General features: G+C 68.2%; 13 protein-coding genes. 2 read left to right on the top strand and 11 right to left on the bottom strand.

The genetic code is table 11. The features are described from left to right. Positions 1–85: 85 nt before the first annotated feature. Positions 86–457: a hypothetical protein gene (locus AB7O82_RS30970; RefSeq protein ID WP_428551875.1), complete on the bottom strand. Its 372-nt coding sequence runs from the start codon at positions 455–457 to the stop codon at positions 86–88. A 113-nt stretch (positions 458–570) separates the two neighbouring features. Here AB7O82_RS30970 and AB7O82_RS30975 point away from each other — a divergent pair, with 113 nt between their 5' ends. Further along, positions 571–1,872 carry a lyase family protein gene (locus tag AB7O82_RS30975; RefSeq protein WP_428621022.1) on the top strand — a complete coding sequence of 434 codons (1,302 nt, stop codon included), beginning with the start codon at positions 571–573 and terminating at the stop codon, positions 1,870–1,872. Between the two features lie 27 nt (positions 1,873–1,899). On the opposite strand, the gene AB7O82_RS30980 is transcribed toward AB7O82_RS30975, so the two are convergent. The 10 genes from AB7O82_RS30980 to AB7O82_RS31025 form a co-directional block, all read right to left on the bottom strand. Next, a complete protein-coding gene (locus AB7O82_RS30980) occupies positions 1,900–2,892 on the bottom strand; it encodes an ABC transporter ATP-binding protein (RefSeq protein ID WP_428621024.1) in 993 nt (330 codons plus the stop codon). After that, positions 2,859–3,995, bottom strand: coding sequence for an ABC transporter ATP-binding protein (locus AB7O82_RS30985; RefSeq protein WP_428621025.1), 1,137 nt, complete (start codon positions 3,993–3,995; stop codon positions 2,859–2,861). The genes AB7O82_RS30980 and AB7O82_RS30985 overlap by 34 nt, the downstream gene beginning before the upstream one ends. Beyond that, entirely contained in the window at positions 3,992–4,918 is a 927-nt protein-coding gene (locus AB7O82_RS30990; RefSeq protein WP_428621027.1) for an ABC transporter permease, read from the bottom strand. Before AB7O82_RS30990 ends, AB7O82_RS30985 begins: the two co-directional genes overlap by 4 nt. Next, on the bottom strand, positions 4,902–5,879 hold the full coding sequence (locus tag AB7O82_RS30995) for an ABC transporter permease (protein WP_428555554.1): 978 nt from the start codon (positions 5,877–5,879) through the stop codon (positions 4,902–4,904). The genes AB7O82_RS30990 and AB7O82_RS30995 overlap by 17 nt, the downstream gene beginning before the upstream one ends. Before the next feature lie 261 nt (positions 5,880–6,140). Further along, on the bottom strand, positions 6,141–7,790 hold the full coding sequence (locus tag AB7O82_RS31000) for an ABC transporter substrate-binding protein (protein ID WP_428621028.1): 1,650 nt from the start codon (positions 7,788–7,790) through the stop codon (positions 6,141–6,143). Between the two features lie 131 nt (positions 7,791–7,921). Next, complete coding sequence (locus AB7O82_RS31005; protein ID WP_428553178.1) at positions 7,922–9,298, bottom strand: LLM class flavin-dependent oxidoreductase; 1,377 nt, start codon at positions 9,296–9,298, stop codon at positions 7,922–7,924. After that, positions 9,291–10,679 carry an LLM class flavin-dependent oxidoreductase gene (locus tag AB7O82_RS31010; protein ID WP_428621030.1) on the bottom strand — a complete coding sequence of 463 codons (1,389 nt, stop codon included), beginning with the start codon at positions 10,677–10,679 and terminating at the stop codon, positions 9,291–9,293. The genes AB7O82_RS31005 and AB7O82_RS31010 overlap by 8 nt, the downstream gene beginning before the upstream one ends. Positions 10,680–10,872: 193 nt before the next feature. Beyond that, positions 10,873–11,337, bottom strand: a complete 465-nt coding sequence (locus AB7O82_RS31015) for a nitroreductase family deazaflavin-dependent oxidoreductase (protein ID WP_428553184.1) — start codon at positions 11,335–11,337, stop codon at positions 10,873–10,875. Between the two features lie 13 nt (positions 11,338–11,350). Continuing rightward, positions 11,351–11,725, bottom strand: a complete 375-nt coding sequence (locus AB7O82_RS31020; RefSeq protein WP_428553187.1) for a nuclear transport factor 2 family protein — start codon at positions 11,723–11,725, stop codon at positions 11,351–11,353. 50 nt (positions 11,726–11,775) lie between these two features. After that, the gene (locus AB7O82_RS31025; RefSeq protein WP_428621032.1) at positions 11,776–12,687 is read right to left on the bottom strand and encodes an SMP-30/gluconolactonase/LRE family protein; all 912 of its coding nucleotides are present in this window, start codon (positions 12,685–12,687) and stop codon (positions 11,776–11,778) included. A 90-nt stretch (positions 12,688–12,777) separates the two neighbouring features. Between AB7O82_RS31025 and AB7O82_RS31030 the strand changes: the two genes are divergently transcribed. Then, positions 12,778–13,785: AraC family ligand binding domain-containing protein (locus tag AB7O82_RS31030; RefSeq protein ID WP_428621034.1), on the top strand; the 1,008-nt coding region annotated here is incomplete at its 3' end.

A 13,785-nucleotide genomic window follows, 5' to 3' on the forward strand; every position in this document is an offset into this window, starting at 1 on the left:
GCTGGCCGGATCGTGCAGCGCAGGGCTCGGTGGGGGCAGCATGATGCCGCCCGGCCAGGCGGTGGTCGTGCCGGCTGCGATCAGATCACGTCGATGGTCGGGAAGCGTGGATCGGCCGTGATGCAGTGCCGGAGATTGATCGCCAACCCGAAGTATCGGCGCTGAACTCTTCGGTGCCGGCTTCGAGCAGCCGCGGCACCACGGGACGGGAGTCGCGGCCCAGGCGCGTCGTGCCCGAGCGTGCGAGATGGTCGAGTCCCCAGATCGCGCCGGCGGCGCCGAAATAGAGGTTCGCCATCTCGTCGGGTGCTCCATCCTCGCGCGGATGCGATGGCCAGAAGCGCCCGGCGTCGCAGTGACGGGCTGCGTCCGCGACGATTTCCTCGATGGCCGCGACCGCTTCGGACGCGCTCCACGGCATCGCGTGCAGTGGGACATGGCGCGAGGGATCGATCATCGGGCCACGCCAACGGCGGTGCGGGCGCTATCGCAACAGCCCCGGTTTCTCTGGCGTGGGTCGCCGGACTACTCGGGCTCCGTTACGGTGCGGGCACCAGGGAGGAGCAGGCGATGGCGGGTCGATTGGTCAATGCGTTGGGCGCGGCGGCGAAGACGGCCGAGGCGTTTTCCGATCAGGCGACACTGCGACACATGCTGCGCTTCGAGGCCGCGCTCACCGCCGCGGTTGCCCGTGCCGGGCTGATCCCGAAGGAGCATGTGGCGGTGATCGAGCAGGCCTGCGACCCCGATCTCTACGATCCTGTTGCCCTCGCCGAAACGGCGCGGCGCAATCTCACGCTCACCGTGGCGGTGGTGCGGGCGCTGACCGCCGAGGTGCGCAAGCGCGAGGCCGCGGCAGCAGCTTCGGTGCATTGGGGAGCGACCAGCCAGGATCTCATCGACACCGCGATGGTGCTGCAGCTCGGCGAGGCCATGCCGCCGCTGCTCGCGGATCTGCATGGCATCGTCGCGGCGCTCGCCAGGCTGGCGCGCCGCCATCGCGCCACGCCGATGCTCGGCCGCACGCTGCTCCAGCCGGCGACGCCGCTGGCCCTCGGCCAGAAGATCGCCGGCTGGGCTTCCGACATCGACCGGGCGACGCGCCGGCTCGAGGCGAGCTTTGCCGAGACCCAAATCCTGCAGTTCGGCGGCGCATCCGGCTCGCTGTCGGCGCTGGGTGGCAAGGCCGAGCCGGTGATGAAGGGCCTGGCGAGGCGTCTTGGCCTCGCGCTGCCGCCGGCCCCGTGGTTCGCCCAGCGCGTCAGGGTCGCGGCTTTCGCCCAGGATGCGGCACTGGTGGTCGGTGCGCTGGGCAAGGCGGCGCGCGACATTGCCCTCATGATGCAGTTCGAGGTGGCCGAGGCGAGCGAGCCTACCGGCGCCGGACGCGGCGGTTCTTCCACCATGCCGCACAAGCGCAACCCTGTGGGCGCCGGCACGGTGCTCACCGCGGCGAGCCGGGCGCCACAGCTCGCCGCCACCATCGTTGCGGCCTTGCCGCAGGAGCATGAGCGCGCGCTCGGCGGCTGGCAGGCCGAATGGCCGACGCTGGCCGCGCTGGTCGAGTCGGTGGGTTCGGCGGTCGAGGCGATGGCCGAGGTGGCGCCCGGCCTCGCCATCGACGTCGATCGTCTGGCCGCCAGCCTGGCGGCGACCAACGGCGCGGTCCTGGCCGAGCGCGCGACTTTCCTGTTGGCCGAGAATATGGGCAAGGAGCAGGCCGGCAGGATCGTCGAGGCGGCCCTGTCCAGGGGCGGCTCGTTCGTCGCCGCGCTGGGCCGGCTCGAGCGCGAGCTGGGCGACGAGAAGGCGATGCTGGGAGTGTCGCCCAAGTTCGTCGACCGGTTGCTGGCGGACATCCGGCGGCGGTGAGGGCCATCTTGACTTTCCTCCCCCGTCTTACGGGGGAGGCGAGTCGAGATTGAGATGACACGCCACCCGATGGCCGTCGGCGATGGCCCTGAGCGGCGGCGACTCGTGGGCGCAGCGGGCGAAGGCGTGCGGGCAGCGGTCGCGGAAGCGGCAGCCCGACGGCGGCTCGCGGGCGTCGGGCACGTTGCCTTTGATCGGCAGCGGCTGGCGCGACTGGTCGGGATCGGGCACCGGCACGGCAGCGACCAGCGCCTGGGTGTAGGGATGGCGCGGCCGGCGCACGATCTCCTCGGTCGGGCCGTCCTCGACGATGGTACCGAGATACATCACCAGGGTGCGATCGCACAGGTAGCGCACCAGCGCGAGGTCGTGCGAGATGTAGATCGCGGTCAGCCCCATGTCGTCGCGCACCTCGCGCATCAGGGCGAGGATGCCGGCACGCACGCTGACATCGAGCATCGACACCGGCTCGTCGGCGACCAGGAAGCGCGGCGCCAGCACCAGCGCGCGCGCCAGCACGACGCGCTGCAGCTGCCCGCCGCTCAGCTGGTGCGGGTACTTGTCGAGATAGCGGTCGAGGTCGGGCAGATGGACGCGGCGGAAGGCAGCGGCGATGCGATCGGCGTGCTCGGTCTCCGGGATGCCGGCATTGACCAGCGGCTCGGCGACGGCGCGGTAGATGGTGAAGCGCGGGTTCAGCGCATCGAACGGGTTCTGGAACACGAGCTGCGCCTGGCGGCGGAACTCGCGCAGCGCCGGGCCCTTCAAGCCTCCCAGCGCCGAGCCGTCGAAGGTGATCGACCCGGTGGTCGGCTCGACCAGCTTCAGCATCAGCCGGCCGAGCGTGGTCTTGCCGCAGCCCGACTCGCCCACGATCGCCACGGCGTCGCCGGCGGCGACCTCGAAGCTCACGCCGTCGAGGGCGCGCACGACCGGCCGCTCGCGGCGCGCGACCTCGCCCAGCGAGCGCGAGACCGGGAAGTGCTTTACGACGTCGCGTACGCTGACGAGCGCTGCCATGTCACGGGATCCAGGGCGGAGGTGCGGAGGTGGTCGGCTTCGCCATCGCGCAGGCAGGCCGAGACGTGCGCCTGGTCGCGGCCGGCGGCGCCTTTGTCGGAGCCGCCCTTGTCGGAGGTGCCGCTTCCGAAGGTACCTCTTTCGGAGCTGTCGCTCTCGGATGTGCCCCTCTCGGAGCCGCCCCTTCCGGAGCTGCCTCTTTCGGAGCCAATCGCGGCAGGCTGCGAGCTGCAGGTGGCGAGCGCGAACGGGCAGCGCGGCGTGAAGCGGCAACCGGGTGGCGGGTCGGCGAGGTCGGGCGGGCTGCCGGCGATCGGCACCAGCTCGAGCGCGTCCGACATCAGGTCGGGGAAGGCGTTGCGCAGGCCCATCGTGTAGGGATGGCGCGGCCGGCCCAGCACCTCGCGCACCGGCCCGCTCTCGATCACCTGGCCGGCATACATCACGACGACCTCGTCGCAGAGATAGGCGACGACGCTGATATCGTGCGTGACCAGCACCATCGAGAGCTTCAGCCGCTGCTGCAGGGCGCGCAGCGTGTCGAGGATCTGGCGCTGCACGATGACATCGAGCGCCGTCACCGGCTCGTCGGCCAGCAGCAGGCTGGGCTCGAGCGCCAGCGCCATGGCGATGGCGGCGCGCTGGCGCATGCCGCCGGAGAACTGGTGCGGATAGTCGCCGAGCCGGCTCTCGCTGAGGCCCACCAGGTCGAATAGCTCGGCCGCGCGGGCGCGCGCCGCAGCCCTGGCATGGCGGCCACGCCTGGTCAGCACCTCGACGATCTGGGCGCCCACCGTGTAGACCGGATCGAGCGAGCTCATGGCCGATTGCGGCACGTAGGCGATGTCGCGCCACAGCAATGGCCTGGTGGTCGTCTCGTCGATGGGCCTACCCTTGAAGGTCACGCGGCCGCCGGCGCGCCGGCCGTTCTCGGCGAGCACGCCCATGATGGCGCGCACCGCCGTCGTCTTGCCGCAGCCCGATTCGCCGACCAGCCCGACGATGCGGCCCTCGGGGATGGCGAAGGAGGCGCCATCGACCGCGCGCACCGTGCCGCCGGCGGTACGGTAATGGATCTGCAGGCCATCGACCTCGAGGATCATCGGCCGCGCAGCCTCGGCATGAAGACTTCCTCGTAGCCGCGGCTGATGAAAAAGCCGGCGACGACCACCAGGATGATGCAGATGCCGGGCGGCACGAACCAGGCATACTGGCCGCGCGACAGCGCCTGCGATGTGAAGGCGTCCTGCAGCATCATGCCCCACGACACGCTGGTCGGATCGCCGAAGCCCAGGAAGTTGACGCTGGCCTCGGTGATGATCGCCCAGCCGATGGCGATGGCGGCGTAGACGAAGCTGAGCGGCAGGATGTTGGGCGCGATGTGGATGAACAGGATGCGGGTGTGGCTCGCCCCGGTGACGCGCGCTGCCTCGACATAGGCGCGCTCGCGCAGGCTCAGCACCTGGCTGCGGATCACGCGCGCCGAGTTGGGCCACAGGAGCAGCGCCACCGCCATCACGATGATCGACGTGTCGGCGCCCAGGAAGCCGGTCAGCACGATGACGAAGGGCAGGAAGGGGAGCGACAGCGCCATGTCGGCGATGCGCATCAACACCGCATCGGTCGTACCGCCGAAATAGCCGGCCACCAGGCCGACCACCGTGCCGACCGTGGCCACGATGATCGCAGCCGACAGGCCGACGGCCAGCGCGCTCCGTGTGCCGTGCACCAGCTGGGCATAGATGTCGCGGCCGAGATTGGTCGTGCCGAGCGGGAACTCGCCGCTCGGTCCCAGGTTTGCGGCCACCTTACCGGCCTTGGTGAACAGGATCTCCAGCGGATCGATCGGCGCCAGCTGGTCGGCGCCGAGCGCCACCACCACGAACAGGGCGTAGATCAGCAGGCCGGCAAAGGCGAACGGATCCCTGAGCGGCATCGCCGCCATGCGGCGCAGCACGGGCAGGATCGCCTGCCGGCGGGCGCGGCGCGGCGCCACCACGACGGCGGTCTCAGGCGCGTCGACCATGGCTCACCCGCGGATCCAGCATCATGTAGAGGAGATCGGCGACGAAGTTCATCAGCGCCAGCACCAGGGCGATCATCAGAAAGGCGCCTTGGGCCAGCGGATAGTCGTGCACCGACACGGCCTGCACCAGCAGTCGGCCGATGCCCGGCCAGCTGAACACCGTCTCGATCACCACGTTGCCGCCCATCGACAGGCCGACGCCCAGCGCGAAGGCGGTGACCACCGGCAAGAGCGCGTTGCGCGCGGCATGGCCGATGACGATGCGCCACTCGGAGAGGCCCTTCATGCGCGCCATGGTGACGAACTCCTCGTGCATCACCTCGAGCATGTTGGAACGCATCAGCAGAAGCGGCAGGCCCTGGAGATAGAGGGCGAGGGTAAGCACGGGCAGGGCAAGGTGGTGCAGGTAGTCGAGCGACAGCATGCGCTCCCAGTTGCTGTCGTAGGCGAGGCCGGGGCTCGAGGCGCCGCCCGAGGGGAACCAGCCGGCGTTGAACGACAGCAGGGCCAGCAGCACCATGCCGATCCAGAATTCCGGCGCGGCGCGCGTCGCCAGCACCGCCGGCACGGCGGCGCGCTCGATCCAGGTGCCGCGCTTCCAGGCGAGCCAGGCGCCCGCCAGCACGCCGAAGATGTAGGCGATGATCAGGGACGTGAGCGTCAGCACGATCGAATTGGGCAGCACCTCGAGCAGGATGGTGGTGACCGGCCGGCGCTGGAAGAACGACAGGCCCATCTCGCCGGTGAGCAGGTTGCCGAGATAGATGAAGTATTGCATCCACATCGGCTTATCGAGCCCGAACTGCTCGAGCATCGCCTGCTGCTGGTCGGCATTCAGATTCTCGTTGATGAAGGCGGCAAGCGGCGTGCCCGGCATCAGCCGGAACATGAAGAACAGGATGGTCGTGACGGCGAGCAGCGCCAGCGCGTTGTGGGCGAAGCGCTCGAGGACGAGCTTCATGGCTCTTCCCCCACGTGGTTGGGGAGGTGTCGCCGTCTTGCGGCGACGGAGGGGTCATGGCTCATGGGGACCGCGGGCGTCTCGCCCGCTCATGCTCATGCTCATGCTCATGAGCGGGCGGGACGCCCGCGGTCCGGAAGAGCATGACCCCTCCGCCTGCCTGCGCGAAGCCGAAGTGGCTTCGCTTCGGCGGAGGCAGGTCGCGTAAGACGCGAACACCTCCCCGGCGAAGCCGGGGAGGAGAAGACAGATGCGCGCGCATCACTCCGTCGTCAGCTTTTCCGTCTTGCCGGCCGGGTAATAGAGCTTGCCGCCGACGACGCGGTAGCCGGCGTCCTTCAGGATCTTCCTGGCATCGGCGAGCCCTGTCTTGAATTCGTCGACCCCGGGGTCGTGCCAGAACTTCAGCACCGGCGAGACGTGGCTGTTGGCCGGGATCGCGTAGTCCTGCCAGGCGGCCGACACCATCAGGCGGCGGTCGATGGCGATCGAGAGCGCGCGACGGAAGGCCACGTCGTCGAACGGCGGCCGGCGGTTGTTGAAGGCGACGTATTCGAAGCCGATGTCGACCTCGCTCCGGACGGCGAAGTCGGGATTGTCCTTGACGAACTTGGTCAGCACCTCGGGGTCGCCGCCGAACATGCCGATGAAGTTCAGCTCGCCGCGCTTCAGCATGCCGAGCGTCGCCTCGGCGTTGGGCACGATGCGCATGATCCAGCGCTCGACCTTGGGCGCCGAGAAGTGCTCGCCGTGGCGCTCGAGCACGATCTCCTCGGTCGGCTTCCAGCGCACCATCTTGAAAGGTCCCGAGCCGATCTTGGAGACTTCCTTGAGCTGTTCGGCGGTCTCCGGCTTGCCCTCGAGGTCCTTCAGCACCGGCTCCCAGATGTGCCGGGGAATCAGGTTGATCTTGGAGAGCGAAGCGGTGAGGAAGGTCGTGTTGGGCCGCTTGAGCTTGAAGCGCAGGCCGAGCTCGCCGACCTTCTCCATCTCGGCGATGTCGGTGACGAACGGCTTGTACATCGGCGCCTTGGTCCCGGCGGGCGCCTGGAACGAGAAGATCACGTCGTCGATCGTCACCGGCTTGCCGTCGTGCCATTTCATGCCGGCGCGCAGCTTGATCTCGACGGTCTTGTCGTCGACCCAGGTGACGGTCTCGGCTGCCCACGGCCGCGGCATGCCGTCCGGGCCGATGCGCATGATGCGGTCCCACACCAGGTCGTAGACCCAGCTGTCGACTGCGCCGCCGATATAAAGCGGGTTGGTCGCGTTGATCACCTCGTTGCTGTTGATGATCAGGTCCTTCTGGGCGCCCAGCGGCTGGATGTTCATGAAGGTCCAGATGTTGCGGATGCCGATGCCGCTCTGGTTGACGACCGTGTCCTCCTTGAACACCGCCTTGTTGAAGGCCAGCGGGTATTTCGGATGCACGAGGAAGGCCTGCGGCTGATCGCGGTTGATGATCTGCTGCATGGCGTAGGCGGTCTTGCGCCGCTCCTCGGGATCGAGCTGGGTGCGCTGCTTCTCGGCGAGCTTGTCGTACTCGGGATTGATGTAGCCGATGAAGTTGTAGCCCTTCTCGGCGTAGCTCGAATGGTAGAGGCTGTAGAGGAACTCGTCGGGATCGCTGCGCTCGGGGCGGCCGACCATGCGCCACGTGGTGGTGTCCCACTTGTCGCGACTGAACCAGATCAGCTGGGTCTGCTGCTGGCGCTGCAGGGGCTTGACCTCGACGTCGAGCCCGAGCTGGCGCCATTGCTGGGCGATCAGCTGCGCCGCCTGGTAGTGCTGCGGCAGCGCCGCCTGCGGCCAGGTATAGAGATTGAGCTTGCGGACCTTCTCGGTCGGGCCCTGGGCCGACGCCGTCGCGGCGGCCGACAGGACGGCGAGCCCGGCGATCGCTGCCGCCACTGTTCTCCTCGCCAGGAGCGGCTCATTCGGACCGCGGGCGTCCCGCCCGCTCATGATTCTCGAGCGGGCGGGACGCCCGCGGTCCAGAAGAGACTGGGCGGAGTGGTTTGCTCCCAGCCCAAAAAGCTTCTTCATGACGCCTCCTTCATCCTGGCGAGGCGCGCCTCGCGCGTGTAGCGGTTCTCCGGTACGCGTAAACCCAGATGCTCCCTGAGCGTGGTGCCGTCGTAGTCGGTACGGAAGAGGCCGCGGCGCTGCAGCTCGGGCACCACCAGGCGGCAGAAATCCTCGAACGGCTTGGGATAGTGGTTGCACACCACGTTGAAGCCGTCGGCCGCCTCCTCCTCGAGCCAGGCCGCCATCTCGTCGGCCATGTACTCGGGCGTGCCCACCAGCACGCGATGGCCGGTGCCGGCCGCGGTGTGGCGGGCGATCTGGCGCAGGGTCATGTTGTTCTCGCGCGCCGTCCGCACCACCAGTGCCTGGCGCGCCTTGGCGGCATTGCTGGGCGGCAGCTCGGGCAGCGGCCCATCGAGCGGGTACTTCGAAAGGTCGAGCCCGCCCGAGATGTGCGACAGCGACTGCAGCGCCACGTCGTCGGGCATCAGCGATTGCAGGTATTCGTAGGCCTCGCGCGCCTCGCTCATGGTGTGGCCGAGCACGGGGGTGAGGCCGGGCATGATCTTGATGTCGTCGGGCTCGCGGCCGTAGCGCCTCGCGCGCTGCTTGATGTCGGCGTAGAACGCCTTGGCCTCGTCGATCTTCGTCTGGGCAGTGAACACCACGTCGGCGGTGCGGGCGGCGAGCTCGCGCCCGGCCTCGGAGGAGCCCGCCTGCGCCACCACCGGCCAGCCCTGCGGCGAGCGCGTGATGTTGAGTGGCCCCTTGACCTTGAAGTGCTTGCCGACGTGATCGAGGAAATGGACCTTTTCGCGGTCCATGTAGACGCCGCTCTTCTTGTCGCGCAGCAGGCCGTCGTCCTCCCAGCTGTCCCACAGGCCGGTTACGACCTCGTAGAACTCGGCGGCGCGCTCGTAGCGGTCGGCATGGGCGAGGTGCTCGTCGAAGCCGAAATTCTCCGACTCGTCCTCGATCTGCGAGGTCACCAGGTTCCAGCCGGCGCGGCCGCCGCTGATATGGTCGATCGAGGCGAAGCGGCGGGCGATGTTGTAGGGCTCGTTGTAGGTCGTGGTCGCCGTCGCCACCAGGCCGATGCGGCTGGTCACCATGGCGAGTGCGGCGAGCGTCGCTGTCGGCTCGAGCTTGACGGTGCGCGAGAGCTTGGCGCGAGTCCGCTCGCCGCGCGCCAGCGCCCGGCTGCCGGCGACGCCCACCGTGTCCTGGAAGAAGATGGTGTCGAACTTGGCCGCCTCGGCGACCTGGGTGATGTGGGCGTAGGCCTGGAAGTCCATGTCGTAGGTCGGCACGGCGTCGGGATGCCGCCAGCCCGCCAGATGGTTGCCGGGCACGCTGAAGAAGCCGCCGAGTCGGAGTTGGCGTCTAGTCATTGGACGCCGCCGCGCTGACCTGGATGCTGCTGCGATTCCTGACATGGATGTTCTCGGGGATCGGCACGCCGAGGTTCTCGCGAAACGTCTTGCCCTCGTACTCGGTGCGGAAGATGCCGCGGCGCTGCAGCTCGGGGATCACCAGCGTCACCCACTCCTCGAGCGGCTTGGGATAGTGCGGGAAGAGAAGGTTGAAGCCGTCGCAGGCACCGGCCTCGAGCCACGCCTGCATGTCGTCGGCCAGCGACTTCGGCGTGCCGTAGAGCACGCGATGGGCCTGGCTCATGGCGAGCACGCGGCCGATCTGGCGGATGGTCATGCCGCGCTTGCCCATGGCGATGATCATCTCCTGGCGGGCGCGCGCGGCGTTGCTGGGCTGCAGCTCGGGCAGCGGGCCGTCGGGGTCGCAGGCGAAGATGTCGACGCCGCCCGCCAGGCGCGCGACGCCGGCGATGCCGACGCCGTCGTCGACCATGCCGCGCAACTCCTCGTACTTCTCCTGGGCCTCGGACTCGGTGCGGCCGACGATCGGCATGATGCCGGGGAAGATGCGGATGTGGTCGGGGCCGCGGTCGTACTTGTCCATGCGCTGATGCATCTCGTTGCAGAACGCCTGGCCTTCCTTGATCGTCGTCTGGGCGGTGAACACCATCTCGGCGGTGCGCGCGGCGAGCTCCATGCCGACGTCGGACGATCCGGCCTGCGCCACCACCGGCCGGCCCTGCGGCGAGCGCGCGACGTTGAGCGGCCCGCGCACCGTGAAGTGCCGGCCCTTGTGCCGCAGGATGTGCATCTTGTCGTAGTCGAACCAGACGCCGCTTTCCTTGTCGCGCAGGAAGGCGTCGTCCTCCCAGCTGTCCCACAGGCCGATCACGACGTCGTGGAACTCGGCAGCGCGGTCGTAGCGCACGCCGTGCTCGAAATGCGCATCGCGGCCGAAATTGACCGCCTCGTCCTCGGCCTGTGAGGTCACCAGGTTCCAGCCGGCGCGGCCGCCACTGATATGGTCGATGGTGAGGAAGCGCCGCGCGACGTTGTACGGCTCGTTATAGGAGGTGGTGCAGGTCGACACGAGGCCGATGCGGCTGGTGACGGCGGCCAGGGCCGCGATCGCGCTCATCGGCTCGATGTGCGCCTGACGGCCGTTCTTCACCCGGAACGGCTTGGCGCCATAAACGGCAGTGCTGCCCGGAATCGCGACGCTGTCCTGGAAGAACATGCAGTCGAGCTTGCCGTGCTCGGCCATGCGCGCCATCTCGGCGAGCAGCCGCATGTCGAGATCCGTCTCGCAGATCGCATCGGGATGGCGCCATCCCGTCGGGTGGCAACCGGGAACGCTGAAGAAGGCACCAAAGCGCAACTGACGCCTGGTCGTCGCCATGGACTCACCGTCATTGGATCTGACGGAAGCTTAGGCAACTCGCGTGCCGAAAGGCAAGGCGAGGGGCATTGATTGGACCGCGGGCGTCTCGCCCGCTCATGGCGCGGCTCGGCTCGGGCGCGGTCTGCCGCGCTCCTGCCGAACGCGCCCTCATTATAATCATGAGCGGGCGAGACGCCCGCGGTCCAAAAGATCAATGCACCGGATCGAGCACCACGACCGGAATCTCGCGGTCGCCGGCCTTTTTCTGGTAGTCGTTGTACGGCGGCCAGAAGGCGGCGGCGTCTTTCCAGAGCCTGGCGCGTTCCTCGCCCTTGGCCGTGCGGGCCCTGGCCCGCATCTTGGCCGTGCCGACCTGGATCTCGACATCGGGATTGGCGAGGAGGTTGCGGTACCAGCCCGGATGCTCCGGGGCACCGCCCTTCGAGGCGATGATGAAATAGCTGTCCCCGGCGCGGCCGTAGAACAGCGGGAACAGGTATTTCTGCCCGCTCTTGCGGCCCGTCGTGATCAGCAGCAGGGAGGGCACGGTGATCGGCGCCGAGTTGGGCGGCGTCAGCGTATACATGTGCCCTTCCTTGCCGCCGCTCGACAGATACTTGTCGACGTGATCGACCATCCATTTCGGCATGTTGGGGGCGAGCTTGGCTTCACTCATGACCGTTCTCTCCTCAAGTGGGCAGCCGCGTCGACTGCCAGGTTACCATCTGCCAGCGCCCGTTGCGTTTGGCATAGACGTCGGTGAAGCGCACGCCGAAGGCGAGCGGCGATCCGTTCGCCGTGACCTTGATCTCGGCGATCCCGGTCAGCACCACGGCATCGCCGAGATCCTGCGCTTTCACCTCGGACGGCTCGACATGCGAATAGACCGTGGCGCCCGACACCATGGAGTCGATGAGGCTTTTCTTGGTGTCGAGGCGCGCCGAGGAATGCGCATAGACCAGGTCGTCGGCAAGCAAGGTCTCGAGGGTCGCGACGTCCTTTGCCGCCATCGCCTGCATGCGCTTCTTGTCGAGGTCGATGATCATCTGTCCGTTGCCAGCCATATCGGTCTCCCGTCGTCGGGTTGCAAGTCCACGTGATTCGCAAATGGGCTTCAGGCGTAATTGAGTTTCAGGCCGGGCACCGGCCATTGCATCGCGCCGAGCCGGCCCGAATCGGACAGCGTGATGTAGGCGGTGCGCCGGTCGGCGCCGCCGAAGCAGATGTTGGTCGGATAGATGTCCGGCATCTTGACCTCGCGGATGATCGCCCCGGCGGGCGAGATCTCGGTGATCATGCCCGTGGTGAGAGTCGCCACCGCGATGTTGCCGTTCTCCAGAACCGCCAGGCTGTCGAAGCGGGCGGGACCGGGCATGCCGGCGATCACGCGGCCGCCGTGAGGCGCATGGCCGGTCGGCTTGCGCAGCACCCCCGGCCCTTCGACGTCGAATGCCCACAGCCGCGCACCCTCGGTGTCGGCGACGTAGAGCGTCTTGCCGTCGGGAGACAGGCCGCAGCCGTTCGGGCTCAGCATGGGATAGGCCAGCGTCACGATCTTCGAGCCGTCGGGCAGCGCGTAGTAGACGCCGCCGTGATCGCGATGGCGCGCGTAGCGCTTGCCGAGATCGGTGAAGTAGAAGCCGCCTTGGCTGTCGAACACGAGATCGTTCGGGGCCGACAGGTTGTGGCCGTCGCACGAGGTATAGAGCGTGGTGGCGGCGCCGGTCATGCGATCGAGCCGCTGTACCGAGCCGAACTTGTAGTCGGGATGCGGCCCCTGGCCCATCGACACGCCCTCGACATAGCGGCTGCCGCCGTTGTTGCAGAGATAGAGTGCGCCGTCGGGTCCGACCGCGAGCCCGTTCGGGCCGCCGCCGGTCGCCGAGAACAGCGACACTTTTCCGTCGGGCGTCACGCGCGAGCAGCGGTTGTTGCGGATCTCCGTCAGGATGACCGAGCCGTCGGGCATGGCGACCGGCCCCTCGGGAAAGCCGAGCCCGGTCGCCAGGATACGTACCTCTTCCATGCGTCTTCTCCCTTTAACGCCGTTGGCGACAGATCAGGCGCCCGCCGGCTCCGTGTCAATGTGCCAGAGTCAATGTGCTAGACAGGGGCAATGTCGAGGAACGATTTCGGCCTGGACGAGCTCGGTGCCGGCGAGGCGGCGACCTTCTTCAGCATCTCGCCGGCGGCGCCGCTGGAGTGCCTGTCGGCGCGCTTCCGCCGGCATGCCTATGCCCCGCATACGCACGACTCGTTCGTCGTCGGCACCATTGTCGCGGGGTGCGAGACCTTCATGATCGGCGGCAGCCAATACTACGCCGGGCCGGGCGATCTCTGCCTTATTGCCCCCGGCGTGGTTCATGACGGCCGGCCGGCTGCGGACGGCTACGCCTATCGGATCAGCTATCCGACCGTCGGCTACCTGCTCGATGCGGCTGCCGACGCGGTCGGCCGCCGATGGACGGGGACACCGTTCTTTCCCGACCCGATCGTCCGCGATCCCGAGCTGGCGCGCATGCTCGCCACGGGACACCGCCTTGCCGAGGAGCGCGGTGAGTCCCTCGAGGCCGACGAGCTCCTGCTGCAGTTCTTCGTGCGGCTGCTGTCGCGGCACGGCCACGGCGCGGGTCAGGCTGACGGAGTGCCCGGCGAGTCCGGCCCCGTGGCGCGCGCCCTGGACTACCTCGACTCGCATTTTGCCGAGGCGATCAGCCTCGTCACCCTGGCCGGCATCGCGGGCATTCCGCGGACACGGCTGATCAGGGCGTTCAACCGGCAGACCGGATTGACGCCGCACGCCTGGCAGACCGACCGTCGCGTCCGGCACGCCCGCGTGATGCTGGCCCAGGGCACAGCGCCGGCCGCGGTCGCCGCAGCCTGCGGATTCTACGATCAAAGTCATCTCAACCGGGCCTTCAAGGCGCGCATCGGCGTCGCCCCCGGCGCCTTTCAGGCTGGGTCGTGGCGCGGTGGACCTCATGCTCTTGCGGACCGCGGGCGTCTCGCCCGCTCATTAGGAAGAGCGGGCGAGACGCCCGCGGTCCGCCAGAGCAAGAGTGTTGTTTGTTGTCACATTTGTCCAAGCCTGATCGCATGCGATGGCCCAAATGGTGGATTGATT

This window comes from Reyranella sp. (assembly GCF_050185545.1).
Lineage (GTDB): Bacteria > Pseudomonadota > Alphaproteobacteria > Reyranellales > Reyranellaceae > Reyranella.